Raw genomic sequence first — 24422 nt, forward strand, 5'->3', positions numbered from 1 at the left:
ATTATGAAGAGTTTTTCATGCAGTAAATTGTCCGACAATCTCACTGTTTTCAAAGACTTCGGCGGATTTTCCAGCACGTATTCAGACCTCAAAACCTGAATATGACCGATGGGTTTTCATGAAGGTGCAGCGTGTTGGCCGCACCTTCATTATCGTCAGCGAACCCAGTATTTGTTGGCCGCCGCGATGGTCGCAAACTCCGTCGCCACCACTTGGCCAATGCTGATCAGCATCGCGGCGTCGTTGGCGTATACATCCCGCAGTCGGTTGCGCACGGCATCGTCGGGCTGGGTGGCCTTGATCACCAGGCGGGCCATCTTGATCGCCAGTTGGCGCCCGTCTTCAGGGGTCTCGGTGATCAGGGAATTGTTGGGTATCAGGCTCATCAGGGTTTCCTCTTGTTATTGATCGCTTACTGCCGACGCCCGAAGGACACCGGGTACGCGGCCGAACGTGCATTGATCATCGGGTCTTGCGGCTCGACGCCTGCCGGGACGTTGTTGGGCAGGAACATCAGGCTTTTTTGCGCGGCCACGTTATCGGCGACCGCGCGGGTGATTTCGACGGTACCCAGTTCGACCACCGGCCGGCTGTTCGGCCAGGCGGTGGACGGGTCGTCCAACTTGTCGCCAGGTTCGGCCACCTGGACCACCAGCTTGAAACGGGCTGGAGCCTTGGCGATGCGCTGCAAGATTTCCTCGCTCAGGTAATCCGGCTGCGCCTTGGCAGCCTTTGCATCAGTCAGGTAATGAGCACCGCTGACCGGCAAAAATTGGTAGCGACCGAATGTCACCTTGCCCGCCTCGTTGATGAACCTGAAGGTGTTCACTCCATAGTAGGGCAGCGTGGCGAAACTTTCCGGTGCCGGCTTGGGCGCCGTGAGGAACGCCTTGGCCACCGGATGGCTGGCCAGGTAGCCGTCCAGCGGCGTGGGTTTGGGCACGTCGGGGCCGCTGGTGCCGAGGGCGGTCAACAGGTCACGAAAGTCGTCGGCGGTGGGTGACGGGAAGCCGTTGAACGAGTGGGCGACGATGTCTGTAGAACCGCCGCCGGGCAGCGCGAAGCGAATCGCCAGGCCACGCGGGCTGGCCAGGGCGTGGTTGTCGGGAATATCCGGAATTCCGGCAAAGTTGGAAAAGCGCACCGTCACCGGCACAGCGCTCGCCTGCAAATGCACCGCTTTGCTGATGGAGGCTGCCGAAGGGCTTGGGGTGAACTGCCCTTGCAGCACCACACCCTTGGCGTGCACGGCGCGCGCACCGGGATGTTGGCCAAACACCCCGTTCAGGGCATCAACCAGTTGGGTCGGGGTGGATGGCTGGGCCGGTGCGTCCTGGGCCGCCGCACTGGCAATCAAGGCCAACGAGAAAGGGACGGCCAAGAGTAAATGAGTGGTTTTTTTCATGGTGAAACCTGCAGGGTGGTGGGTGATCCCGGCAGATTCTAATCGACAAAAAACAATTACGACAATAACTTTTGTCATTATTGTTTTTATCCCGTTTTCAAAACAGTTGACGGTATACTCGGCCCTCCAACCAGCCAGCGAACCCAGCCAGCCGTGAGCACCAAAAGCGACATCCTCAACCTTCTGCAACGCGAACCCCTGACCGTGGTGCAGCTGTGCGAACACCTTGCCGTCACCCGTAATGCGGTCATCGTGCAGCTCAAGCAACTGGAGTCCGAAGGGCTTGTGCGCCGCAGCAAGATCCGCCCGCCCAATACCGTGGGCAAACCGCCGGTGGTGTTCGAAGCAGCGCCCGGCAGCGAGGACGTTACCTCCACGGCCTACCAGATTCTGCTGACCAACCTGCTCGCGGTGCTCAAGGACCGCTACGCCGCCGAGGAATTGGGCGACGTGCTGGAGCAGACCGGCCGCCAACTGGCGCAAAGCGCTGGCCTGGCCAACCCGAAGGACTTCGACAGCGGCCTGCGCGCTGCCATGGCCGCCGCCGATTCCCTGGGCGCCAGCACCGAGGCGGTGGTTCAGGAAGGTGGCGTGATGGTGCGCAATTTCACCTGCCCGGTGGGCAGCGTAGTGCGCGAGGAGCAATGCGTATGCCGGGCCATGGCCGGGTTCTTTTCCGAGGCTACGGGTTTTCCTGCCAGCGAACAGTGCCTGCGGGAAGACCGACTGATCTGCCAATACTTTATCCAGCAAGGTCAGGGCGCCGCTGAATAAGCATCAAGTCGCTGGTGGTATAGGTATTGCGATGACATGATAATGGTCATTCAATACGCGCGGCCGCACTCAAATGAATAGCAATGCCGGGAAGGGTTCCGAAACAGATAGCCCTCCCGCATCGGGCGTGAGCGATTTGTCCATCGCAGACTTGAATCACAGTGACGCGTTCACCGAGCGCGTGCTTGCCAGCATCAATGACTGCATCAAAGTGCTGGACCTCGACGCACGCCTGACCTTCATGAGCGAAGGTGGCAAGCAGATCATGGAGGTCAGCGATTTCAACGCAATTCGCGGCTGCCCGTGGCCCGACTTCTGGCAGGACCAGGGCAATCTCGACGCCCTGGCCGCCGTGCAGGCTGCCCGGGACGGACGTAATGCCAGCTTCGTCGGCGCTGCCAATACCCTGGCCGGCAACCTGAAATGGTGGCACGTGAATGTCAGCCCGATCATGGGCAGTGACGGCCGCCCGGAAAAAATCCTTTGCGTTTCCCGGGACATCACGCCCCTGCGCGAAGCCGAAGAAGCCCTGCGCAAGCTCAACGAATCCCTGGAACAACGGGTGATCGAACGCACCCGCGACCGCGACCGTATCTGGCGCCTGTCACCGGACCTGATGCTGGTGGCGCAACTCGACGGTGTGATCTCCGCCGTGAACCCGGCCTGGACACGCATGCTCGGCCATGCAGAAAACGAGCTGGTAGGCAGCCAATTGCTGGCCCTGGTTCACCCCGACGACCTGGCCGTCTCATCCTCGGCCGTCAGCCGTTTGGGGGATGGCAAGAACTTCCCCAACTTCAAGAACCGTTACCGGCATCAGGATGGCAGCTATCGCATGATTGCCTGGACGGCCGTGCCCGACAGCGACTACATCCACGCCGTAGGCCGCGACATCCAGGCCGAGGAAGAAGCCAAGGAGGCCTTGCGTCTGTCGGAAGACGCCTTGCGTCAGTCACAGAAACTGGAAGCCATCGGCCAACTCACCGGCGGCGTCGCACACGACTTCAATAACCTGCTCACGGTGATCAAGTCCTGTGCCGACTTGCTAAAGCCGCCCACCCTGAGCGAAACGCGACGCGTCAAATACGTAGAAGCCATCGCCAGCACGGTCGACCGCGCCGCTCGCCTGACCGCCCAATTGCTGACCTTCGCCCGCCGCCAGGCCCTGCGGCCGGAGGTGTTCAACGTCGGCGAAAGTGTGATGCGGGTCGGTGAGATGATGGACAGCCTGACCGGTTCGCGGGTCAAGGTGAGCATTCAGGTACCCGACGATGCCTGCTTTATCAACGCCGATGAAAGCCAGTTCGACACAGCGCTGGTGAATATGGTGGTCAACGCCCGAGACGCGATGGCTGGCAACGGGCATTTGACGATCACCGTGTCAACCGCCAACTGGCTGCCCTCGGTACGCGCCCACCCGGTACGCATCGCCGATTACGTGACCATCGAACTGGCCGACACCGGCGCGGGTATCCCGCCGGAGAAACTCGACGCAATCTTTGAGCCCTTCTATACCACCAAGGGCATCGGCCAGGGCACCGGGTTGGGCTTGTCCCAGGTGTACGGTTTCGCCAAGCAATCGGGCGGTGAAATCCTGGTGCAGAGCGAATGCGGCAAAGGCAGCCAGTTTATCCTGTACCTGCCCAAGGTCGAGCCAAGCGCCATGCCGGCACTTCAAGACACCAGCCCTTCGCTGATCGTCTCAAACTTGTGTGTGTTGATGGTCGAGGACAACGCCGATGTTGGCCTGTACACCTCGCAAACCCTGGAACAGATGGGCTTTAACGTGCTGTGGGTACCGGATGCCAACAGCGCGCTGGAAGCCCTGGCCCCCAACCCGGAAAGCTTCCAGGTGGTGTTCTCTGACATCTCCATGCCCGGCATGAGTGGCCTGGAGTTGCTGGACGCGATCGAGGCCCTGTACCCGTGGCTGCCGGTGGTGCTCACCACCGGCTACAACGACGAATACGCCCGTATCGCGCAGGAAGAGGCCAGCCGTTTCGTGCTGTTGCAAAAGCCCTACTCCACCGAGGCGCTGGCATTGCTGCTGCAAAAAGTCGTCAAGAGCCGCCTGTCCCTGATCGCTCAAGGCTAAACCGCAGGCGGGGCCGCTTCTGGAACGTTGCCCATCTCCAGCGCCAGGTCCAGCCAGGCCCGCGCCGCCGGTGGCAGGTGCGCCTGACGTCGCCAGGCCAGGGCGATGTGCCAATCGGTCTGGGGCTCGTCCAACTGGATCAGGGCGATGCCGGCATGCAGGTGTTTGTAAGCCAGCATGCTCGGCAAAAATGCGACGCCCAAGCCGGCGGCCACCAGGTCGACGATAAAATCGATCTGGGCGCTGCGGGCCGTGATACGCGGGACTACGCCTCTGCGCTCGCACGCCGTGAGAATAATCCGGTTAAGCGCAAACCCGGCTTCGAACAGAATGAACGGCGAGTCGGCGAGGTCGGAAAAATCGACGCTTTGGCGCCCGGCCAAAGGATGGTCAATCGGCATCACCACCATCAAAGGCTCGACGCGCACATCCTGATATTCAAACTCACCCGCCACCGGTACCAGCAGCGCGGCCAGATCCACCTCCCCGGCCTCCAGGCACTCGCCCAATTTCTTGCTGCCGTGCTCGATCAGCTCGATCTCGATCTCGGGGTAACGTTGTCGGTACAGGGCGAACATCGCCGCAAACAACACGCCACTGCCCACCGGCGGCAAGCCAATGCGCAATACACCGCGCTTGAGCCCGAGTAGATCATTGATCTCGGCCACCAGGTCACTGCGCTCGGCCAGCAACACTAGAGCACGACGGTAGGCAATTTCGCCGGCCGCCGTCAGCTCGCTCTTGTGGCCGATGCGGTTGAACAGCGGCGCACCCAATTCATCTTCCAGAGTCTTGACCGCCTTGCTGACGGTAGACTGGGTGAGCGACACCACCTCGGCCGCCTGTGAGAAGCTGCCCTGGCGCACCACTTCGACAAAGGCCAGCAACGTGCGAAGGTTCATGAGTATTCCATTTGCGACTTGATTCAAGTTGGAAAAGTTGTTTTTACCATGAAAGGCCTTTGTCTATCCTTCCCCCCACCGTTTTCTCCACTCGGGGCATCACTGTTCATGATCATTTCGTCCGCATCGGATTACCGCGAAGCCGCCCGCCGCAAACTGCCGCGTTTCCTGTTCGACTATATCGACGGCGGCGCCTACGCCGAACACACCCTCAGGGCCAACAGTTCGGACCTGTCGGATATCAGCCTGCGCCAGCGCATCCTGCGCAACGTCGAAAGCCTGAGCCTTGAAACGACACTGTTCGACCAGCCATTGGCGATGCCGGTGATCTTGAGCCCAGTGGGCCTGACCGGCATGTTTGCCCGGCGTGGTGAAGTCCAGGCGGCGAAGGCGGCAGCGAACAAGGGCATTGCGTTTTGCCTGTCGACCGTTTCTGTGTGCCCGATCGAGGAAGTGGCGTCCCAGAGCCCGCAATCGATCTGGTTTCAGCTGTATGTGCTGAAAGACCGCGGCTTCATGAAAAACGCCCTGGAGCGAGCCCAGGCCGCCGGGGTGAAAAACCTCGTATTCACCGTCGACATGCCCACCCCCGGCGCGCGTTATCGCGACGCCCATTCGGGGATGTCCGGCGCCTACGGGCCGCAACGCCAAATACTGCAGGCCATGACCAAACCGGCCTGGGCCTTCGATGTCGGCCTGATGGGCCGCCCTCACGACTTGGGCAACATCTCAAAATACCTGGGCAAACCCACCCAACTGAAGGACTACATCGGCTGGCTGGCCAACAACTTCGATCCCTCCATCAGCTGGAAAGACCTGGAGTGGATCCGCGAATTCTGGAAAGGCCCGATGATCATCAAGGGCATCCTCGACCCGCAGGACGCCAAGGACGCGGTGAGCTTTGGTGCCGACGGTATCGTGGTCTCCAACCACGGCGGGCGGCAGCTGGATGGCGTGTTGTCCACGGCCAAGGCATTGGCACCTATCGCACAAGCCGTGGGCAGCGATCTGACGGTGCTGGTGGACTCCGGCATACGCTCGGGGCTGGACGTGGTGCGCATGCTCGCCCTCGGTGCCAAGGGCGTCCTGCTGGGCCGGGCGCAGGCTTACGCACTGGCGGCTGACGGACAGCGTGGCGTGGAAAACCTGCTGGATATCTTCGCCAAGGAGATGCGCGTGGCCATGACGCTGACCGGGGTGACGTCGATTGCACAGATCGATGAATCCATTCTGGTACGCAACCTGGGTTAATTGAAGAACGACCTCGGAATCGCGCTTCCGGGGTCATTCAAGATATTTCTAAATGTTTCTTCATAAAGCCAAACCGTCATTAAACAGACACATTTCAGGAATTAAATCGTCACGTCCCAGACAGGTGGAGCCCTCCACCTAACCCTTTCCTTTGAGGTGTCGTCGTGATGTTGCTGACCAAAAAGAGTCTGTCAGTGTTGTTCACTGCCCTGTGCCTGAGTGGTGTCGCTCACGCTACTGACGTCACGGGCGCAGGCTCCAGTTTCGTTTACCCGGTGCTGTCCAAGTGGGCCCAGGAATACAGCAAAGGCTCCAGTGACCGGATCAACTACCAGTCCATCGGTTCTGGCGGCGGTATTGCCCAGATCAAGGCGGCAACTGTGGATTTCGGGGCTTCCGATGCGCCGCTGTCAGCCGATGAACTGAAAACCGGCGGCCTGGGCCAGTTCCCAAGCGTGATTGGCGGTATCGTGCCGGTGATGAACGTCGAAGGCGTTGCCCCGGGCCAACTGAAACTTGATGGCGAGGTGCTGGCGAAGATTTTCCTCGGTGACATCAAGGCCTGGAACGACCCGGCAATTGCCGCGCTCAACCCTGGCCTGAAGCTGCCTGGCGCGAACATCACCGTGGTGCACCGCTCGGACGGCTCGGGCACCTCCTACAACTTCACCAACTACCTCGCCAAAGTCAGTGACGGCTGGAAAACCAAAATCGGTTTCGGCACTACCGTGCCGTGGCCAGTCGGTGTGGGCGGCAAGGGCAACGAAGGTGTTTCTGCCTACGTGAAGCAGATCAAGAACTCCATCGGCTTTGTCGAATACGCCTACGCGCTGCAAAACAAAATGACCTACGCGTCGCTGAAGAACGCATCGGGCAAGTTTGTTCAGCCTGACGCCAAGGCCTTCCAGGCAGCGGCTGACACCGCCGACTGGGCCAACGCCCAGGACTTCAACTTGATCATGACCAACGCGCCGGGCGAGAACGCGTGGCCGATCACAGCCACCACCTGGATCATCATGTACAAGCAGCCGAAGAACGCCGAGCAAAGCCAGGCCGCTTTCAACTTCTTTAAATGGTCGCTGGAAAAAGGTCAGCAGCAGGCTGCGGCACTGGACTACGTAGCGTTGCCCGATTCCCTCGTGACCCGGATCGAAGGTTACTGGAAATCTGACTTCGCCCACTGATCCGCCCTCCCATGATCCCCTTGCCCAGGCCGCTTGGCGCTTGAGCAAGGGGATGAGCACATCTGACATGAATGAAACTGTCCAAACCCTGGCCATGACGACTCACACGGGCGATGTGTCGGGTGACAGCCGCGCCGCTCGTGATCAACGCAATGACCTGTGGTTCAAACGCTCGATGTTCGGCGCCGCCATGCTCGTCTTGCTGTTGCTGGCAAGCATTGCTGCCTCGACATTATGGGGCGGCGGCCTGGCCTTCAAGACCTTCGGTTTCGGCTTTATCACCAGCACCGAATGGGATGCGGTCAACAATCACTTCGGCGCGTTGGTGCCGATTTACGGCACCTTGGTCACGTCTTTTCTGGCGCTGCTGATTGCCGTGCCGGTGAGTTTTGGCATCGCGATTTTTCTCACCGAAGTAGCGCCGCCCTGGCTGAGAATGCCGGTCGCCTCCGCCGTTGAGTTACTGGCGGGTATTCCCTCGATTATCTATGGCATGTGGGGGCTGTTCGTGTTCGGCCCGTTTATGGCCGAGTACCTTTCACCCTGGATCAACGATTACCTGGGTGCGCTTCCGTTGATTGGCTCACTGTTTCAGGGGCCGCCACTGGGCATCGGGATGCTGACCGCCGGTATCGTGCTGGCGATCATGATTACGCCGTTTATTACCTCGGTGATGCATGAAGTTTTCCGCAGTGTGCCGACTCAATTGAAGGAGTCGGCCTACGCGCTGGGGAGCACTACGTGGGAAGTGGTGTGGGACATCGTATTCCCCTACACACGCTCGGCAGTGGTCGGCGGGATCTTTCTGGGACTCGGTCGCGCATTGGGCGAAACAATGGCCGTCACCTTCGTGCTCGGTAACGCGCAACAGTTCTCCGCCTCGCTGCTGATGCCCAGCAGCTCCATCGCGTCCGTTATCGCCAACGAGTTCAGCGAGGCCTATACCGACCTGCATCGTTCGGCGCTGATTGCGCTGGGCTTCCTGCTGTTCATCGTGACATTCGTGGTGCTGGCGCTGGCGCGGCTAATGCTGATGCGCCTGTCGCGCAAGGAGGGCCTGTGAACAGCAACGAACGGCTGTACCGCAAGCGTGCCTTCAAGAACCGTGTGGCCATGCTGCTCAGTTGTGGCGCGACCGCCTTTGGCCTGCTGTGGCTGGCGTGGATTCTGCTGACCACCATCATCAATGGCTTCCAGGCGCTCAACCTGCGCCTGTTTACCGAGATGACACCGCCGCCCGGCACCGACGGCGGCCTGGCCAACGCGTTTTATGGCAGCGCCCTGATGTCGGGGATTGCCCTGCTGATTGGTACGCCCATCGGGCTGATGGCGGGCATCTGGCTGGCAGAGTTCGCACGGCATTCGCGCCTGGGGACCACGGTTCGTTTCATCAACGACATCCTGCTGTCTGCGCCATCAATCGTGCTGGGGTTATTCATCTATACCGGCGTGATCCTGCCGCTGAATCTGCTGACCAATCATCAGGTGGGTTTCTCCGCCATTGCCGGCGCCCTGGCATTGGCCCTGTTGGTGATACCGGTGGTGGTAAGGACGACTGACGAAATGCTCCAACTGCAGCCCTCGACCCTGCGCGAGGCAGCCCTGGCCTTGGGTGTGCCGCAATGGAAGTTGACGCTGCAGATCGTCCTGCGGGCCGCCAAGGCTGGCGTGGTGACCGGCATCCTGCTGGCGCTGGCGCGAATTACCGGGGAAACCGCACCGCTGCTGTTCACCGCCTTCGGCAACCAGTTCTGGAGCAGCAACCTGCTCAAACCGATTGCCAGCGTACCCGTGGTTATTTTCCAGTACGCCATGAGCCCCTTCGATGACTGGCACTCCCTCGCCTGGGCTGGCGCCTTGGTACTGACGATGTTCGTGCTGGTGCTGAGTTTGCTGTCTCGCCTGATTCTTTTGCGCAATAGGTCCCACTGATGCAATCGACCCGAATTGATCCTGACAAAACCAAAATCCGTGTCCGGGGTTTGGAGTTTTTCTACAACAACCAACGTTCGCTGAAATCCATCGACATCGATATTCCGGAAAAACGCATCACCGCGATCATTGGTCCATCGGGCTGCGGGAAGTCGACCTTGCTGCGCGTGTTCAACCGCATCTACTCGATGTACCCCAAGCAGGAAGCCCGCGGTGAGGTGCTGCTGAACGGCGAGAACATCCTGGCACCGGGCTACTCGATGAACCGCCTGCGCAGCCACGTCGGGATGGTCTTCCAGAAGCCGGTGCCCTTCCCCATGTCGATCTACGACAACATCGCCTATGCCGTGCGCCACCATGAAAAACTATCGCGCCGGGAAATGGATGATCGAGTCGAGCAAGCGTTGCGCGGCGGCGCGCTGTGGGATGAGGTGAAGGACAAACTCAAGCAGAGCGCCCAAAGTCTTTCGGGCGGGCAACAGCAGCGCCTGTGCATCGCCCGCACCATTGCGCTGCGCCCGCAGGTATTGCTGCTGGATGAACCGACCTCGGCGCTCGACCCGATTTCCACCGGGCGCATCGAGCAGTTGATCACCGAGTTGAAAGAGCAGTACACGGTGATCATCGTGACTCACAACATGCAACAGGCAGCGCGCGTGTCGGACAGCACCGCGTTCATGTTCATGGGCGAACTGATTGAGCACGGCAATACGGATGAGATCTTCACCAAACCCAGGATGAAGCAGACCGAGGACTATATAACCGGGCGGTTTGGCTAGGTTTAACGAAAAAAGCCGATCACTCTCAGCCTTGAGAATGATCGGCTTTTTACTGGGCAAAAAAAAACCCGGAAATCCTCACTTGCGTGGGCCTTCCGGATTTTCTAAACCGCCAAAAATGGTGGGTCGTGTGGGATTCGAACCTACGACCAATTGGTTAAAAGCCAACTGCTCTACCAACTGAGCTAACGACCCGCTGTGTGGTGGCGCGTATAATACTGATTTCTAAGGATTATTCAACACCTTATTTTAAATAAATCAGAAATAACGCGTTGGGTCAGTAATTCCGGCCGCCTGGAAGCCTTCAGCACGCAGTCGGCAGCTGTCGCATTTCCCACAAGCACGACCATCATTGTCCGCCTGATAGCAGGAAACAGTCAGCGAGTAATCGACGCCAAGTCCTACGCCAGCCTTCACGATATCCGCCTTGCTGCGGCTCTGCAGTGGCGCCAGGATGCGAAAGCCCTGCCCTTCTACACCGGCCCTGGTCGCAAGATTGGCCATGCGCTCGAAGGACTCGATGTACTCGGGACGGCAGTCCGGGTAACCGGCGTAGTCCAGCGCGTTGACGCCAATGAAGATGTCGCGGGCGTTCAGCACTTCGGCCCAACCGAGGGCCAGGGACAGAAAGACAGTGTTACGCGCTGGCACGTAGGTCACCGGGATGCCTTCGCTGGGCGCCTGGGGTACGTCTATCGAGCTGTCGGTTAACGCCGAACCGCCGATGCCGTTGAGGTTCAGGCCGATCACCTTGTGCTCGACCACACCGAGGTCGCGGGCGACGCGGGCGGCGGCGTCGAGTTCGGCGCGGTGGCGCTGGCCGTAGTCGAAGCTGATGGTGTAGCAGCTGTAGCCTTCTGCTCGGGCCATGGCAACCACGGTGGCAGAGTCGAGGCCGCCGGACAGCAGGATGACCGCACGCTTGTGATCAGTCATCTCAGCGCCCCGGCTCGTCGTTCCACAGGTATTTGTGCAGTTGCAGTTGCAGGCGTACCGGCAAGTTGTCCGCAACGACCCAGTCGGCCAGGTCACGCGCATTCAGGTCATGGTGGCTTGGGGAAAACAGCACTTCGCCAGCGCGACGGTCGAGGCCGTACTGGATCAACTTGGAGGTCGCCCAGTCATAGTCTTCACGGGAACAGATGACGAACTTGACCTGATCGTTGGCTGTCAACAGCTCGATGTTCTCGTAACGGTTGCGGTGCACTTCCTTGGAGCCTGGAGTCTTCAGATCGACAACCCGGCTGACACGTGGGTCGACCGCCGCAATATCCAGGGCGCCGCTGGTTTCCAGTGACACCTCGTAACCGGCATCACACAACTGCTTGAGCAAGGGAATGGCATTAGGCTGCGCCAGTGGCTCGCCACCCGTAACGCAGACATACCGCGGCCGGTAACCGGCCACTTGTTCGAGGATGTCGTCAAGGGTACGCACGGTGCCGCCGCTGAAGGCGTAGGCGCTGTCGCAGTACTGGCAACGCAGCGGGCAACCGGTGAGGCGCACAAATACAGTGGGCAGGCCGGCAGTGCGCGTTTCACCCTGCAACGAGTAAAAAACTTCGGTGATACGTAATGTGTCTTGCATAGTCGCCACGGGCGTAACAGCTAAACAGGCTGTCCGCCTCCGTCAGGCACTTCAAGGAATTCCGCCAACGCGTAAACCCCAAAAAGCGTGTGTCATAAAAGGGCGTGGATTCTAACGAAAAAACCCGCGCAGGGCGCGGGTTTCTTCTAAACGGGGTTGCCACACTTACATGCGTTGCAGATCCCGTTGAGCCAACTGCGCGGCGGAGGTACCCGGATATTGGGCCACCACCTGCTGCAGAATGCCTTTGACCTTGTCGGTATGACCCAGGCGGCGTTCTACGTCAGCAAGTTTGTACAGCGAATCCGGCACCTTGGCGTGCTTGGGGTACAGCTGGCTGACCTTGGCAAACGCCTGGCCTGCACCTTGCAGATCGCCCTTGGCCAGGTTCACCTCACCCAACCAGTACTGGGCGTTGCCCGCATACTGGCTGTTCGGGTATTTGCGCAGGAACGCGGTAAAAGCCTGGCTGGCTTTATCGAAGTCCTTGGCTTTGATCAGGTCGAAGGCTGCGTCGTAATACAGCTTTTCCTTCGCCGGGTCACCCGGTTCGCTGCTGGCGGCAGGGGCTTGGCTGGCAGCCGCGGCCCCTGCTGCTGCACCACCGGCGGCGCTTGGGGCGCCACTGGCAGAAGAATTATCAGAAGTGGCGGCTGGTGTAACGCCGGCTCCAATACGTCGATCAAGATCCTGGTATCGCTCCAGGCCTTCTTGCTTCAGCTGGTTCACTTGATTTTGCAGAACTTCAATCGTGCCTTGTTGCTGCGACAATTGATCCTGCATGCGTTGCAGCTGGTTGAACAGTTCGCCCTGTGCCGAAGGGGCGGCAGTCGCCGCTCCCCCGGCATAGGCGCCGTTCGTGCCATAACCCGCTGGCGGATAGCTGCTCCCGCTATTGTTATAGCCAGAGTTGCTATCTTCCACAGGAACCGCAGCCCACACCGCAAGCGGTGCCAGGCTGAGAGCCAATACAGTTAGAGCACGACGGCACGTTCGCATGACGAATTACTTACGCAGTTCGACGCGACGGTTTTGAGCCCAGGACTGCTCGTCGTGGCCAGTAGCAACTGGACGCTCTTTACCGTAGGAAACCAGTTCCAGTTGGCCCGGAGCAACACCTTGCAGTACCAGGTAGCGCTGAACGGCTTTCGCACGACGCTCGCCCAGTGCCATGTTGTACTCACGAGTACCACGTTCGTCGGTGTTACCTTCCAGAACAACGCGAGCGCCGTTAGCTTTCAGGTCCTTCGCGTGAACGTCCAGAGCGCGCATGGCTTCTGGTTTCAGGTCCGAACTGTCGTATTCGAAGTAGAAAGTGGTGATAGCGCGCAGAGCAGCTTCTTCGCTCAGGGAGCCGTCAACTGCACCAGTGTTAGCGCCGTAACCAGCGTTTGGATCAACAGCTGCGCCTTCACCGGCATTGTCGCCGCCTTTAGACGAGCAACCAACGGCTACGGACAGAGCCAGAGCCAGAGCAGCAAACTTACCAAACTTCAGCATTTCCATCGTGAAACTCCTAATGAACCCCAGTGTGTTAAGTACTTCTTTTTGTAGCGCCGCGTCAGTTCAGGTAAGGGGACCAGGACGGTTCTCTGACTTCGCCTTGTGCGGTAGGAAGCGGGAGCCTTACGCGTCCATTAATGGACACGAGCATCAAGACTCCCCGGCCCTGCTGGCGGGTGGCGTAGATTACCATGGTGCCGTTGGGCGCAACAGTGGCTGACTCATCAAGGTTGGTATCTGTGAGGATTTTTACGGTTCCGCGCTGCAAATCCTGGGCCGCAACCCGGAAATTAGTGAAACCATCCTGACGGTGAATCATCACCAACGTCTTTTCATCGGCCGAAAGCTTGGGTGCCGCGTTGTAGTTACCAATAAAGGTCACACGTTCGGCGCCGCCGCCGTTGACGCTGGTTTTGTAGACTTGCGGCTTGCCGCCACGGTCAGAGGTGAAGTAGATGGTCGAACCATCCTTGCCCCAGAACGGTTCGGTGTTGATGCCTGGACCACTGGTAACACGGCTCAACTGGCGCGAAGCCATGTTCATCACGTAGATGTCCGGGTTGCCGTCTTTGGACAGCACGAACGCCAGGCGTGAACCATCCGGCGACCAGGCTGGTGCACCATTGAGGCCTTCAAAGTTGGTGATCTGCTCACGGCGACCAGTGTCGATGTGTTGAACGAAGATCCGTGGACGCTTCTGTTCAAACGACACGTAGGCGATACGCTTGCCATCCGGTGCGAAGCGCGGCGACAGGATTGGCTCACGCGATTGCAGCAACGTCACTGCACGAGCGCCGTCATAGTCGGAACGCTGCAGCGTGTAGCGAGTGTTGTCTACCGAAAAACGCTCTGCCGTTACATAAAGCAGGCGAGTGGAGAAGGCACCCTTGATCCCGGTCAGTTTTTCAAACGACTGGTCGGAGATGTAGTGCGCCATGTCCCGCAGCTGATCCGTGGTGCCCGACACGCTGCCGGTCAGCACTTGCTGCTCGGTCGCGACGTTGAACAGAGTGTACTGGATCTGCAGGCGGCCGCCGGCAGGCGTGATGCTGCCCACCATCAGGTACTGGGCGTTCAGCGCTTTCCAGTCACGGAAGATGACTTCGCTGGCCTGGGTCGGCTGGCTGATCATGTTGCCTTTGTCGATCGGTGCGTAGTAACCGGAGTTGCGCAGGTCATCGCTGATGATCTGCGACATGTCGTCCGGCAGCACGCTGCCGCCCTGCCAGCCAAACGGTACAACGGCGATCGGGGTGGCCCGATCGCTACCGCTGGTGACCAGGATGTTCTTTTCATCCGCCGCCGCTATCCCTGCCATGCAGCAAATAACGACAAGCATTCCTCGAAGAAGGTTTCTCACAAGGCTAGATCCTCAGGTGTGAATGTCATCTTGAATGAACGGTAGGGAGCGAAGTCGCTTGGTTTCATTCCCTGCATCTCGGTCAACCGGCCAATGTTCTTGACCGCTGCTACCGCCGAACTGTCGAACGAACCATCGCCACTGGACTTGGCCACGCTGACCGAAGTCACCGTACCGTCCGGCAACATGCCGATCTGCAGCACTACTGTCATGCCTTTGCGTGCCGAAGGAGGACGTGTCCAGCCTTCTGCTGCCCGTGAGCGAATCAGGTCATCGAAACTGCCCGCGACTTCATCGCCACGTTCATCAGCCAAGGCCTGCTGGCGCTGCGGCGTGTCGGAAAGCAAATCGGCCAAGGCCTGGGCCTTTTTGTCTTCGGTCGATTTACGTGCTGCTTCCTGGGCCTTTTTCTTGGAGGCATCGGCGGCAGCTTTCTTCTTCGCATCGTCGGCGACTTTCTTCTTCGCCTCGTCAGCTTCAGCTTTCTTCTTGGCGTCGTCCGCGGCTTTCTTCTTCGCGTCTTCGACAATCTTTTTCTTCGCGTCTTCAGCGGCCTTTTTCTTGGCCTCTTCTTCGGCAGCTTTCTTGGCTTCTTCTTCAGATTTCTTCTTGGCTATATCAGCCAATTGTTTCTCTTCGACCTTTTTGGCTTCGGCAGCTTTATCGGCTTTCTTGGCTTCATCAGCCTTTTGCGCCTCTTCAGCTTTCTTCGCCTCGTCGGCCTTTTTCGATTCCTCGGCCTTTTGAGCCGCCTCTTCTTTCTTTTGTTCCGCAGCAGCCTTCACCGCTTCCTGCTCGACCTTCTTCTGTTCCATCTGTTCGACTTCAGTCTGGCGCGCAGCCGACTTCTGGGCCTCACCCGCAATCTTCTGATTGGTCTGGGTGGTGGCCTGGCTTTTCGATTTCAGCTGATACAGGGTCGCCTGCACGATCGGCTTGGCTGGCGGCAGGTCCGGGGTCATGGCAAAGCTGACAAACAGCATGCCAAACACCAGGACGTGCAGGGCAATTGCCCAGACGCTAGGCCAGAAGAAGCTTTCCGAGGCGGACGGCTCTCGCTGTTGGTGCATCAGGGCGCCTCGGTAATCAAGCCAACATTACCGACGCCGGCCTTCTGCAGCCCGCCCATGGCGCCCATCACGGAGCCGTAGTCGACGACCTTGTCGCCGCGGATGAACACCTGGGTGTGCTTGCCGCCTTCGTTGCCGGCGCGAATGATCTTGGTCACCGCATCCGTCATCTGCGGCAAGGTCATGGCCTTGTCCTGCTGCTTCTGGGTGTCGACTTCGCTGCCAAGGTTCCAGTAATAGGTCTTGTCAGCCTTGATCGAAATGGTCAGGACCTGGGTGTTGTTGTCCTGCGGCAAGGCTTCGCTGGAAACCTTGGGCAGATCAACCTTCACGCCCTGATTGAGCATCGGCGCGGTCACCATGAAGATAACCAGCAGCACCAGCATCACGTCGATGTAGGGCACTACGTTCATCTCGGCGACCGGCTTGCGCTTTTTGCGAGCTCGAGCGATTAAAGCCATTGGGAATTACCTGCTTATTCTTCGCTGGTGTGCACTTTACGGTGCAGGATCGCCTGGAATTCTTCGGCGAAGGTGTAGTAACGGCTGATCAAGGTTTCGCCGCGAGCAGCAAAACGGTTGTAGGCGATTACTGCGGGAATGGCTGCGAACAGGCCGATAGCAGTGGCGATCAGCGCTTCAGCGATACCCGGGGCCACGGTGGCGAGGGTCGCTTGCTGGGCCTGGGCCAGGCCGCGGAAGGAGTTCATGATGCCCCACACGGTACCGAACAGGCCGATGTAAGGGCTCACGGACCCTACGGTGGCGAGGAATGGCAGGCTTTGCTCAAGCTTTTCTTCTTCGCGGGAAATGGCAACGCGCATGGCACGGGCCACGCCTTCCATGACCGCTTCCGGGTCAACGCCTGGCTGCTGGCGCAGACGGGAGAATTCCTTGAAGCCGGCGCGGAAGATCTGCTCGACGCCCGAATCCGGGTCCGGGTTGCTGCCGGCCTGGCGATACAGTTTGGACAGGTCGATACCCGACCAAAAGCGCTCCTCGAAGCTCTCCAGGGCACGTCGACCGGCGCGCAGCAGGTTGCTGCGCTGAAAAATCATGACCCAAGAGGTAACCGATGCGGCTACCAGGACCAGCATCACCAGTTGAACCACAACACTGGCATTGCTGACCAGGCTCCACATGGAGGAATGGTCGACGACGGTAGGTTCCACGCTAAATCTCCTGCTCTGAATGTTTACCCGCGCCGCTCACGGCGGCAAAGGCCGCGCGTAGAGTTTCGGGAATGGCCCGGGGTTTCAAACTATTGGTGCGAACACAGGCCACCAGGAACTGCCCCTCACAGAGCAGCGTTGCATCCGTAGCCCGCCTGACCTGCTGTTTAAAGCGCAGGCTGGCACGGTTCAATTCGGTTATTTCTGCGCTGACCAGCAGTTCGTCGTCCAGTCGCGCCGGCGCGTAGTAACGTGCCTCGCTGGAATGCACGACAAACAACAGGTCCTCCCCTGCAAGCGTGGATTGGGCAAAGCCCAGCTCCCGTAGCCGCTCGGTTCGAGCCCGCTCCATGAACTTTAGGTAATTGACGTAATAAACGATGCCGCCAGCATCGGTGTCCTCGTAATAAACGCGACAGCGATGTGCGAACGACTGATCCCCGTTTTGCGCGCGCATACTCTAGTGCTTACTCCTCAGGTTGCCAATCCGGCCAGGCAACTGTTTTTCACTCTGTGGCTCATTTCTAACGAAAGAATGACGACGCCAGCCACTAGGACAGCACAAACGCCGAATAAATCGAATCGCCAAGCGTTTTTAATCGTCTACTGCATCGAGGAATTCGTCTACTACGGGCATCTCGCCCAATCGTGACGGAATGTTTAACCCAAAGTGCAAATAGGCATGCCGGGTTACCACTCGGCCCCTCGGCGTACGCATGATGTAGCCCTGCTGGATCAGGTACGGCTCCAGTACATCCTCAATCGTGTGCCGCTCTTCGCTGATGGCGGCCGCGAGGCTGTCCACCCCTACCGGGCCGCCGTCGAACTTCTCGATCATGGTCAACAGCAGGCGCCGGTCCTGGTGGTCAAAGCCGTGTTCGTCCACGTCCAGCAGGTTCAGCGCCAGGTCTGCGACGGGCTTGGTGATATGCCCCTTGGCCCGCACTTCGGCAAAGTCGCGCACCCGGCGCAGCAAACGGTTGGCAATACGCGGCGTACCACGGGCACGACGGGCGATTTCAAAGGCGCCTTCCGGGTCCAGGGGCAGGCCCAGGATGCTCGCCGATCGGCTGACGATGGTCGCCAGGTCTGCCGTGCTATAGAACTCCAGACGTTGAACAATCCCGAAACGGTCGCGCAACGGGTTGGTCAGCATTCCGGCGCGAGTGGTAGCACCCACCAGCGTGAACGGTGGCAGGTCGAGCTTGATCGAGCGCGCCGCAGGGCCTTCGCCGATCATGATGTCCAGCTGGAAGTCTTCCATGGCCGGATACAGCACTTCCTCGACGATGGGCGATAGCCGGTGAATCTCGTCGATAAACAGTACGTCGTGGGGTTCCAGGTTAGTCAGCAGCGCTGCCAGGTCGCCCGGGCGCTCCAGCACGGGGCCTGAGGTGGACTTGATCGACACGCCCATCTCCTGGGCGATGATGTTGGCCAGGGTGGTCTTGCCCAAGCCCGGCGGGCCAAAGATCAACGTGTGGTCCAGTGACTCGCTACGCCCGCGTGCAGCCTGGATGAACAGTTCCATTTGCTCGCGCACGGTGGGCTGGCCGATGTATTCGGCAAGGCTCAGGGGGCGAATGGCCCGGTCCTGGACTTCTTCACGGTCACGGGGGCCGGTGGCCGCGATCAGACGATCAGCTTCAATCACTTAAATCATTCCCTTCAGGGCGCGGCGGATCATGTCTTCGCTGCTCAGGTTCTTGTCCTTGATGGCCGACACGGCCTTGCTCGCCTCTTGCGGCTTGTAGCCCAGGGAGATCAGCGCGCTGACCGCATCGCTTTCAGCGCTGGCCACCGGAACGCCCGGCGCATCAGGCTGGTTAGGCACCAGGGCGAACATGCTCGGCACGACTTCCCAGGCCTTGAAGCGGTCTTTCAGCTCCACCAGCAAGCGTTCGGCGGTTTTCTTGCCGACACCCGGCACCTTGGTGAGTGCGGACGTATCCTGCGCTGACACACACCGCACCAATTCATCGACTTCCAGGCTCGACATCAACGCCAGCGCCAGCTTCGGCCCCACGCCATTGAGGCGGATCAGCTCACGGAAGAAATCGCGGTCACGCTTGCCGATGAAACCATAGAGCAATTGGGCATCTTCACGCACCACTAGGTGGGTGTGCAGGGTCAGCGGCTCACCGACCGACGGTAGGCGGTAGAGGGTGGTCATGGGCACTTCCAGCTCATAGCCCAGGCCGTTTACATCCAGAATCAGGTGCGGCGGCTGTTTCTCAGCCAGGGTGCCGCGCAAGCGTCCAATCACGTTCGAATCCTTAAGAATCGGCGCAGATCAAGGCCTGGCCGGTAATAACGCGGGCATGCCGGCCGACAGCACAGGCCGTTCATGCACCCCACGCAGAATGATTGCGCTGATGCTATCAGAGACGCAGCCGGCCGCCACGACTGCGTGCCGTGCCCAAGCCGTGCGGCATCAGGCTGGAACGGGTATGGGCGTGGCAAATGGCAATGGCCAGGGCGTCAGAGGCGTCGATTTGCGGTTTGGAGGTGAGCTTGAGCATGTGCATGACCATCATCATCACTTGCTCCTTATTGGCTGCGCCGGTGCCGACCACGGCTTGCTTGACCTGGGTCGCGGTGTATTCGGCGATCTCCATGCCCTCTTCGGCACCGGCAACAATGGCAGCGCCGCGCGCCTGGCCGAGCTTCAAGGCCGAGTCGGCGTTTTTTGCCATGAAGACTTTTTCGATGCCCATGGTCACGGGGCCATAGGTCTGGATTACTTCACGCACGCCGCGATAAACGATTTGCAAGCGCTCGGCCAGCTCGCCGGCGCCGGTACGGATACAGCCCGAGGCCACGTACACGCAGCCTCGCGGGGTCTGTTGGACCACGCCAAAGCCGGTGATTCGCGAACCGGGGTCGATACCTAGGATTAAAGTCATAACGCCTGCGGGTTGGATTTAAAGCGGATGCGCCAGGCACATGGTTTGTGTAAACAGCATAGAACCCTGTGGGAGCTGGCTTGCCTGCGCTAAAGGCACCTCGGTGCATCAGCTCGACCGGGTTGATGCCATCGCAGCCTCGCCGGAGCTCGACAGCTCCCACATTGGATCTTTGGTGTACTTAAGTGAGCTGTTCGGCTACCGATTCCGGGATATCGGCGTTGGAATAGACGTTCTGCACGTCATCCAGGTCTTCGAGCATGTCGAGCATCTTGAGTACCTTCTGAGCCCCGTCCAGGTCCAGCTCGGCGCTGGTGGTCGGCAGCATCACGATTTCCGCATCGGTCCCTTTGAAACCGGCCGCTTCCAACGCGTTGCGCACAGAGTAGAAGCCCGCAAACGAGGTAAACACGTCGATGGAGCCGTCTTCGTTGGTCACCACGTCGTCGGCATCCGCCTCCATCGCCGCTTCAATCAGCGCATCTTCATCAACGCCCGGCGCGAAGGAGATCTGCCCCTTGCGCTCAAACAGGTAGGCCACCGAACCGTCGGTGCCAAGGTTGCCGCCACACTTGCTGAACGCATGGCGCACGGCAGCCGCGGTACGGTTGCGGTTGTCGGTCATGCACTCGACCATCACCGCCACGCCACCGGGGCCGTAGCCTTCGTAGCTCAACTCGACCATGTCATCGGTATCGGCCGCACCGGCGCCACGGGCCACGGCACGGTCGATGATGTCGCGGCTCATATTGGCGCCCAGCGCCTTGTCCAGGGCCAGGCGCAGACGCGGGTTGGAGCCCGGGTCACCGCCACCCTGGCGCGCAGCTACGGTCAGCTCGCGAATCCACTTGGTGAAGATCTTGCCTTTCTTGGCATCCTGACGCTCTTTGCGGTGCTTGATGTTCGCCCACTTGGAATGGCCAGCCATAACACAACTCCGAAATTCTGTAGAAACCTGTCGATCCCGCCCCAGGCGGGACTTCCCCCTTTAACGTACAGCCCTTGTAACGCAAAGGCGCATCCGAAGATGCGCCCTTAGCTGACAATGTAAAACCTTATCGCGCTTTCACGCTGCGGCCTTACTCAGCCTTTGGTGCTTCGCGCAAACGGATATGCAGCTCGCGCAGTGCCTTGGCATCCACCACACCCGGTGCCTGCGTCATGACGTCGGCAGCACTTTGGGTTTTCGGGAAGGCAATCACTTCACGGATCGACTGGGCACCGGTCATCAGCATCACCAGGCGGTCCAGGCCGAAAGCCAGGCCGCCGTGGGGTGGTGCGCCGTATTTCAGGGCGTCGAGCAGGAAGCCGAACTTCTCTTGCTGCTCATCTTCGTTGATGCCCAGCAGGCGGAAGACCGATTGCTGCATTTCCTTGCGGTGGATACGGATCGAACCGCCACCCAGCTCGGTGCCGTTCAGCACCATGTCGTAGGCACGGGACAGAGCGCCAGCCGGGTTGGCTTCGAGCTCTTGCGGCGTGCACTTGGGCGCGGTGAACGGGTGGTGCAGGGCGCTGAAGCTGCCGTCGTCGTTCTCTTCGAACATCGGGAAGTCGACCACCCACATCGGCGCCCACTTGCAGGTCAGCAGGTTCAGGTCGTTACCGACCTTGATCCGCAGTGCACCCAGTGCTTCGCTGACGATCTTGGACTTGTCGGCGCCGAAGAACACGATGTCGCCGTCGACCGCGCCAACGCGATCAAGGATCACGTTGAGGTTGGCTTCAGGGATGTTCTTGACGATTGGCGACTGCAGGCCTTCAACACCCTTGGCGCGCTCGTTGACCTTGATGTACGCCAGGCCCTTGGCACCGTAGATGCCGACGAACTTGGTGTAGTCGTCGATCTGCTTGCGCGGCATGCTCGCGGCGCCAGGAACGCGCAGCGCGGCAATACGGCATTTCGGGTCGTTGGCCGGGCCGCTGAACACCTTGAAGTCGACATCCTTGAGCTGGTCTTCAACGTCAACCAGTTCCAGCGGGTTACGCAGGTCGGGCTTGTCGGAACCGTAACGGCGCATGGCTTCTTCGAAGGTCATGTGCGGGAATTCGCCGAACTCCAGGTCCAGCACTTCCTTGAACAGGTTGCGGATCATTTGCTCGGTGATGCCCATGATCTCTTTTTCATCGAGGAAACTGGTCTCGATGTCGATCTGGGTGAATTCCGGCTGGCGGTCAGCCCGCAGGTCTTCGTCACGGAAGCACTTGGCGATCTGGTAGTAGCGGTCGAAGCCGGCGACCATCAGCAGTTGCTTGAACAGCTGTGGCGATTGCGGCAACGCAAAGAAGGAACCCGCGTGGGTACGGCTCGGCACCAGGTAGTCGCGGGCGCCTTCCGGGGTAGCACGGGTGAGGATCGGCGTCTCGACGTCGAGGAAGCCGTTCTCGTCGAGGAAGCGACGGATGCTGGTGGTCATGCGCGAACGCAGACGCAGCTTCTCGGCCATTTCCGGGCGACGCAGGTCAAGGAAGCGATAACGCAGGCGGGTTTCTTCGCCAACGTCCGAGAACTCGTTCAACGGGAACGGCGGGGTTTCCGATTCGTTCAGCACTTCCAGCTCATAGCCCAGCACTTCGATCATGCCCGATGCCATGTTGGCATTGGTGGCACCGGCCGGACGCAGGCGAACCTTGCCGGTGATCTTCACGACGTACTCGCTGCGCACGCGATCGGCGGCGGCGAAGCTCTCGGCGCGGTCCGGATCGAACACCACCTGGGCCAGACCATCACGATCACGGATATCGAGGAAGATCACCCCGCCGTGGTCGCGGCGACGGTGAACCCATCCGCAAAGAGTGATTTCCTGACCTTCCAGGGTCTCGTTCAGTTGGCCGCAATAGTGGCTGCGCATCATGATAGTGGTTTCGCTTCTCGTAATTCGAAATTCGGTGGAGGCCTGCCTCATCACCGTACAGCTTAGTCAGGTGACGGATAATGCAGGAGCCTGCGCGTAGAGTTCAACTCAGTCTGCTTTGTCGCCGCCGGCCAGATTCTTTTTCGAGCCGGTCTTGAAGTCGGTCTCGTACCAGCCGCTGCCACTCAGGCGAAAGCCCGGCATGGACAACATCTTTTTAAGCTCCGGCGCCTGGCAGGCTGGGCAATCGACCAGCGGCGCGGCGCTGATCTTTTGAATGGCTTCCAACTGATGACCACAGGAAGCGCATTGATAGTCGTACATGGGCATGGAGATGTCTCGGCGATCAGATCACGACGTAAGCCACGCCCTGCCCTGACTCTGTCCCGTGGGAAAGTCCCGGCATGCGCAGCAAAGCCCGGGATTATATCTGGTAAATCGAGGCTGTGCAGCCGTAGCGGCGCCCTGCTTTATATATAGGTGGCCATACCGGACGCCTGCCAGGGGCCCGAACCGGAAACTTCCCGGGCGCGGCACCTGGCAGGCGAATCATCCCGGGCTGAACTCGCTGGCCGGCGCGGTAACCCGTCCTTTTAATACATGGACCACGCACACCACCCTCACCAGGCCGCTGAAGTTCTTCACTCCGCCGTAACGCAAGTGCACTTCGCGGTCTACGTAAGACAACAGTGCACTGACCGAGCAGGTATTGATCCTGGCGATTTCCGTCAGAATATTCCAATAGACTTGTTCAAGTCGCAAACACGTCGAAAAACCATTAAGCCTGACTGATCGGGACAGTGGCCTGGCCAAGTCCATATCAAACCCCTTGGCAAAGGGGTCCATCTTTATCTTGTGAAACCCGACCGTTTCCATCACTCCATTACCCGCTCCACGTGACATACACTTGACACTCCATTGCCTAACAGCCACTCCTGAGTATTCTCATTGGCCGTTGAGCCTATAAAACATCAAGAAGACACGTGCAGCCAGAAGACAGGGAGTTGATCACCGTAGGACAAGCCAACGCGCGCGTCGGGAAGCTCGCAGAATGAGGAAAAGGCCGTGGCACCGGCACGACAAGCAGGGCGAGGGGCGTCAGTTCGACGCCTCCGCGCCACAGCGCCTTATTTGCTTTCGAGCAGGGAACGCAACATCCACGCCGTTTTTTCATGAACTTGCATGCGCTGGGTCAGCAAGTCTGCAGTGGGCTCATCGCTGACTTTATCCAACAACGGGAAGATGCCGCGAGCCGTTCGGATAACCGCTTCCTGGCCTTCGACCAATTGTTTGATCATGTCCTCAGCACTCGGTACGCCCTCTTCTTCCTTGATCGAAGAAAGACGCGCATACACCGAGTAAGCACCCGGCGCCGGGAAGCCGAGGGCACGAATACGCTCTGCAATTGAATCCACCGCCAACGCCAGTTCGTTGTACTGCTCTTCAAACATCAAGTGCAGCGTGCGAAACATGGGACCCGTTACGTTCCAATGGAAGTTGTGAGTCTTCAGGTACAGTACATAGGTATCGGAAAGCAGTCGCGAAAGTCCATCAACGATTGATTTACGGTCTTCTTCACTGATACCAATATCGATTGCCATGTTTTTCCCCTTCAATTGATAAAAAATTCATTGATCAGGTGCAGGACCA

General features: G+C 59.3%; 27 protein-coding genes and 1 tRNA gene. 7 read left to right on the forward strand and 21 right to left on the reverse strand.

The annotated features are described in order from the left end of the window. Positions 1 to 155 precede the first annotated feature (155 nt). Both ACZRN6_RS10510 and ACZRN6_RS10515 read right to left on the reverse strand, forming a co-directional pair. Entirely contained in the window at positions 156 to 386 is a 231-nt protein-coding gene (locus ACZRN6_RS10510) for a hexameric tyrosine-coordinated heme protein (protein ID WP_322143512.1), read from the reverse strand. A 26-nt stretch (positions 387 to 412) separates the two neighbouring features. Further along, on the reverse strand, positions 413 to 1405 hold the full coding sequence (locus ACZRN6_RS10515; protein ID WP_464007902.1) for a catalase family peroxidase: 993 nt from the start codon (positions 1403 to 1405) through the stop codon (positions 413 to 415). Between the two features lie 153 nt (positions 1406 to 1558). On the opposite strand from ACZRN6_RS10515, the gene ACZRN6_RS10520 reads away from it, so the two are divergent. Together ACZRN6_RS10520 and ACZRN6_RS10525 are read left to right on the forward strand one after the other, a co-directional pair. After that, the gene (locus tag ACZRN6_RS10520) at positions 1559 to 2179 is read left to right on the forward strand and encodes a helix-turn-helix transcriptional regulator (protein WP_322143510.1); all 621 of its coding nucleotides are present in this window, start codon (positions 1559 to 1561) and stop codon (positions 2177 to 2179) included. A 136-nt stretch (positions 2180 to 2315) separates the two neighbouring features. After that, positions 2316 to 4274: a hybrid sensor histidine kinase/response regulator gene (locus ACZRN6_RS10525; RefSeq protein ID WP_464007950.1), complete on the forward strand. Its 1959-nt coding sequence runs from the start codon at positions 2316 to 2318 to the stop codon at positions 4272 to 4274. On the opposite strand, the gene ACZRN6_RS10530 is transcribed toward ACZRN6_RS10525, so the two are convergent. Next, positions 4271 to 5176, reverse strand: coding sequence for a LysR family transcriptional regulator (locus ACZRN6_RS10530; RefSeq protein ID WP_464007903.1), 906 nt, complete (start codon positions 5174 to 5176; stop codon positions 4271 to 4273). The genes ACZRN6_RS10525 and ACZRN6_RS10530 overlap by 4 nt on opposite strands. Before the next feature lie 108 nt (positions 5177 to 5284). Here ACZRN6_RS10530 and lldD point away from each other — a divergent pair, with 108 nt between their 5' ends. The 5 genes from lldD to pstB all read left to right on the forward strand — a co-directional run bounded on the left by lldD (position 5285) and on the right by pstB (position 10322). Next, positions 5285 to 6427 (forward strand): FMN-dependent L-lactate dehydrogenase LldD, encoded by a 1143-nt coding sequence (lldD, locus tag ACZRN6_RS10535; protein WP_322143508.1) that lies wholly within the window; start codon positions 5285 to 5287, stop codon positions 6425 to 6427. A gap of 167 nt (positions 6428 to 6594) precedes the next feature. After that, entirely contained in the window at positions 6595 to 7611 is a 1017-nt protein-coding gene (gene pstS, locus ACZRN6_RS10540; protein WP_464007904.1) for a phosphate ABC transporter substrate-binding protein PstS, read from the forward strand. Positions 7612 to 7678: 67 nt separating this feature from the next. Further along, positions 7679 to 8674, forward strand: coding sequence for a phosphate ABC transporter permease subunit PstC (gene pstC / locus ACZRN6_RS10545; protein WP_464007905.1), 996 nt, complete (start codon positions 7679 to 7681; stop codon positions 8672 to 8674). Between the two features lie 50 nt (positions 8675 to 8724). After that, complete coding sequence (gene pstA / locus ACZRN6_RS10550) at positions 8725 to 9543, forward strand: phosphate ABC transporter permease PstA (RefSeq protein WP_322148624.1); 819 nt, start codon at positions 8725 to 8727, stop codon at positions 9541 to 9543. Beyond that, entirely contained in the window at positions 9543 to 10322 is a 780-nt protein-coding gene (gene pstB / locus ACZRN6_RS10555; protein WP_322143505.1) for a phosphate ABC transporter ATP-binding protein PstB, read from the forward strand. Before pstA ends, pstB begins: the two co-directional genes overlap by 1 nt. Before the next feature lie 119 nt (positions 10323 to 10441). Here the strand turns inward: pstB and ACZRN6_RS10560 are convergent. From ACZRN6_RS10560 to ACZRN6_RS10645, 18 genes are all read right to left on the reverse strand, one after another. After that, a tRNA-Lys gene (locus ACZRN6_RS10560) sits at positions 10442 to 10517 on the reverse strand. A 63-nt stretch (positions 10518 to 10580) separates the two neighbouring features. Continuing rightward, positions 10581 to 11258 (reverse strand): 7-cyano-7-deazaguanine synthase QueC, encoded by a 678-nt coding sequence (gene queC / locus ACZRN6_RS10565; RefSeq protein ID WP_322143504.1) that lies wholly within the window; start codon positions 11256 to 11258, stop codon positions 10581 to 10583. A gap of 1 nt (position 11259) precedes the next feature. After that, the gene (gene queE / locus ACZRN6_RS10570; protein WP_464007906.1) at positions 11260 to 11907 is read right to left on the reverse strand and encodes a 7-carboxy-7-deazaguanine synthase QueE; all 648 of its coding nucleotides are present in this window, start codon (positions 11905 to 11907) and stop codon (positions 11260 to 11262) included. A 165-nt stretch (positions 11908 to 12072) separates the two neighbouring features. Then, positions 12073 to 12906, reverse strand: coding sequence for a tol-pal system protein YbgF (gene ybgF, locus ACZRN6_RS10575; RefSeq protein ID WP_464007907.1), 834 nt, complete (start codon positions 12904 to 12906; stop codon positions 12073 to 12075). A gap of 6 nt (positions 12907 to 12912) precedes the next feature. Continuing rightward, a complete protein-coding gene (gene pal / locus ACZRN6_RS10580; protein WP_003209827.1) occupies positions 12913 to 13413 on the reverse strand; it encodes a peptidoglycan-associated lipoprotein Pal in 501 nt (166 codons plus the stop codon). A gap of 55 nt (positions 13414 to 13468) precedes the next feature. After that, the gene (gene tolB / locus ACZRN6_RS10585) at positions 13469 to 14749 is read right to left on the reverse strand and encodes a Tol-Pal system beta propeller repeat protein TolB (RefSeq protein ID WP_032868196.1); all 1281 of its coding nucleotides are present in this window, start codon (positions 14747 to 14749) and stop codon (positions 13469 to 13471) included. A 17-nt stretch (positions 14750 to 14766) separates the two neighbouring features. After that, complete coding sequence (gene tolA / locus ACZRN6_RS10590; RefSeq protein ID WP_322143501.1) at positions 14767 to 15840, reverse strand: cell envelope integrity protein TolA; 1074 nt, start codon at positions 15838 to 15840, stop codon at positions 14767 to 14769. Further along, entirely contained in the window at positions 15840 to 16292 is a 453-nt protein-coding gene (gene tolR / locus ACZRN6_RS10595) for a protein TolR (protein ID WP_161635741.1), read from the reverse strand. The genes tolA and tolR overlap by 1 nt, the downstream gene beginning before the upstream one ends. Before the next feature lie 23 nt (positions 16293 to 16315). Next, positions 16316 to 17011, reverse strand: a complete 696-nt coding sequence (gene tolQ / locus ACZRN6_RS10600) for a protein TolQ (RefSeq protein WP_322143500.1) — start codon at positions 17009 to 17011, stop codon at positions 16316 to 16318. A gap of 1 nt (position 17012) precedes the next feature. After that, positions 17013 to 17468: a tol-pal system-associated acyl-CoA thioesterase gene (gene ybgC, locus ACZRN6_RS10605; RefSeq protein ID WP_322143499.1), complete on the reverse strand. Its 456-nt coding sequence runs from the start codon at positions 17466 to 17468 to the stop codon at positions 17013 to 17015. A 138-nt stretch (positions 17469 to 17606) separates the two neighbouring features. Further along, positions 17607 to 18665 (reverse strand): Holliday junction branch migration DNA helicase RuvB, encoded by a 1059-nt coding sequence (gene ruvB, locus ACZRN6_RS10610; protein WP_322143498.1) that lies wholly within the window; start codon positions 18663 to 18665, stop codon positions 17607 to 17609. Continuing rightward, positions 18666 to 19277, reverse strand: a complete 612-nt coding sequence (gene ruvA, locus ACZRN6_RS10615) for a Holliday junction branch migration protein RuvA (RefSeq protein WP_010169952.1) — start codon at positions 19275 to 19277, stop codon at positions 18666 to 18668. Between the two features lie 115 nt (positions 19278 to 19392). After that, positions 19393 to 19917: a crossover junction endodeoxyribonuclease RuvC gene (ruvC, locus tag ACZRN6_RS10620; RefSeq protein ID WP_218263106.1), complete on the reverse strand. Its 525-nt coding sequence runs from the start codon at positions 19915 to 19917 to the stop codon at positions 19393 to 19395. A gap of 181 nt (positions 19918 to 20098) precedes the next feature. Then, on the reverse strand, positions 20099 to 20845 hold the full coding sequence (locus tag ACZRN6_RS10625) for a YebC/PmpR family DNA-binding transcriptional regulator (protein ID WP_010169954.1): 747 nt from the start codon (positions 20843 to 20845) through the stop codon (positions 20099 to 20101). Positions 20846 to 20996: 151 nt separating this feature from the next. After that, positions 20997 to 22772, reverse strand: coding sequence for an aspartate--tRNA ligase (aspS, locus tag ACZRN6_RS10630; RefSeq protein ID WP_076017427.1), 1776 nt, complete (start codon positions 22770 to 22772; stop codon positions 20997 to 20999). Positions 22773 to 22880: 108 nt separating this feature from the next. Further along, positions 22881 to 23102 carry an FmdB family zinc ribbon protein gene (locus tag ACZRN6_RS10635; RefSeq protein WP_010208103.1) on the reverse strand — a complete coding sequence of 74 codons (222 nt, stop codon included), beginning with the start codon at positions 23100 to 23102 and terminating at the stop codon, positions 22881 to 22883. A gap of 219 nt (positions 23103 to 23321) precedes the next feature. Continuing rightward, positions 23322 to 23675 carry a ribbon-helix-helix domain-containing protein gene (locus tag ACZRN6_RS10640; RefSeq protein WP_322143496.1) on the reverse strand — a complete coding sequence of 118 codons (354 nt, stop codon included), beginning with the start codon at positions 23673 to 23675 and terminating at the stop codon, positions 23322 to 23324. A gap of 224 nt (positions 23676 to 23899) precedes the next feature. Further along, positions 23900 to 24373 carry a Dps family protein gene (locus ACZRN6_RS10645; RefSeq protein ID WP_464007908.1) on the reverse strand — a complete coding sequence of 158 codons (474 nt, stop codon included), beginning with the start codon at positions 24371 to 24373 and terminating at the stop codon, positions 23900 to 23902. Between the last annotated feature and the right edge of the window lie 49 nt (positions 24374 to 24422).

The organism is Pseudomonas sp. A125, assembly GCF_055409485.1.

What these genes read in the sequence shown, in the direction of transcription:
- ACZRN6_RS10645 (WP_464007908.1), bottom strand. Translation starts at nt 24,373, where the DNA reads ATGGCAATCGATATTGGTATCAGTGAAGAAGACCGTAAATCAATCGTT.
- ACZRN6_RS10515 (WP_464007902.1), bottom strand. Translation starts at nt 1,405, where the DNA reads ATGAAAAAAACCACTCATTTACTCTTGGCCGTCCCTTTCTCGTTGGCC.
- pstC (WP_464007905.1), top strand. Translation starts at nt 7,679, where the DNA reads ATGAATGAAACTGTCCAAACCCTGGCCATGACGACTCACACGGGCGAT.
- ruvC (WP_218263106.1), bottom strand. Translation starts at nt 19,917, where the DNA reads ATGACTTTAATCCTAGGTATCGACCCCGGTTCGCGAATCACCGGCTTT.
- pstB (WP_322143505.1), top strand. Translation starts at nt 9,543, where the DNA reads ATGCAATCGACCCGAATTGATCCTGACAAAACCAAAATCCGTGTCCGG.
- queE (WP_464007906.1), bottom strand. Translation starts at nt 11,907, where the DNA reads ATGCAAGACACATTACGTATCACCGAAGTTTTTTACTCGTTGCAGGGT.
- ACZRN6_RS10625 (WP_010169954.1), bottom strand. Translation starts at nt 20,845, where the DNA reads ATGGCTGGCCATTCCAAGTGGGCGAACATCAAGCACCGCAAAGAGCGT.
- aspS (WP_076017427.1), bottom strand. Translation starts at nt 22,772, where the DNA reads ATGATGCGCAGCCACTATTGCGGCCAACTGAACGAGACCCTGGAAGGT.
- pstA (WP_322148624.1), top strand. Translation starts at nt 8,725, where the DNA reads ATGCTGCTCAGTTGTGGCGCGACCGCCTTTGGCCTGCTGTGGCTGGCG.
- ACZRN6_RS10510 (WP_322143512.1), bottom strand. Translation starts at nt 386, where the DNA reads ATGAGCCTGATACCCAACAATTCCCTGATCACCGAGACCCCTGAAGAC.
- lldD (WP_322143508.1), top strand. Translation starts at nt 5,285, where the DNA reads ATGATCATTTCGTCCGCATCGGATTACCGCGAAGCCGCCCGCCGCAAA.
- tolB (WP_032868196.1), bottom strand. Translation starts at nt 14,749, where the DNA reads ATGCTTGTCGTTATTTGCTGCATGGCAGGGATAGCGGCGGCGGATGAA.
- ACZRN6_RS10635 (WP_010208103.1), bottom strand. Translation starts at nt 23,102, where the DNA reads ATGCCCATGTACGACTATCAATGCGCTTCCTGTGGTCATCAGTTGGAA.
- ybgF (WP_464007907.1), bottom strand. Translation starts at nt 12,906, where the DNA reads ATGCGAACGTGCCGTCGTGCTCTAACTGTATTGGCTCTCAGCCTGGCA.
- pal (WP_003209827.1), bottom strand. Translation starts at nt 13,413, where the DNA reads ATGGAAATGCTGAAGTTTGGTAAGTTTGCTGCTCTGGCTCTGGCTCTG.
- tolA (WP_322143501.1), bottom strand. Translation starts at nt 15,840, where the DNA reads ATGCACCAACAGCGAGAGCCGTCCGCCTCGGAAAGCTTCTTCTGGCCT.
- pstS (WP_464007904.1), top strand. Translation starts at nt 6,595, where the DNA reads ATGTTGCTGACCAAAAAGAGTCTGTCAGTGTTGTTCACTGCCCTGTGC.
- ACZRN6_RS10640 (WP_322143496.1), bottom strand. Translation starts at nt 23,675, where the DNA reads ATGTCACGTGGAGCGGGTAATGGAGTGATGGAAACGGTCGGGTTTCAC.
- ybgC (WP_322143499.1), bottom strand. Translation starts at nt 17,468, where the DNA reads ATGCGCGCGCAAAACGGGGATCAGTCGTTCGCACATCGCTGTCGCGTT.
- ACZRN6_RS10530 (WP_464007903.1), bottom strand. Translation starts at nt 5,176, where the DNA reads ATGAACCTTCGCACGTTGCTGGCCTTTGTCGAAGTGGTGCGCCAGGGC.
- queC (WP_322143504.1), bottom strand. Translation starts at nt 11,258, where the DNA reads ATGACTGATCACAAGCGTGCGGTCATCCTGCTGTCCGGCGGCCTCGAC.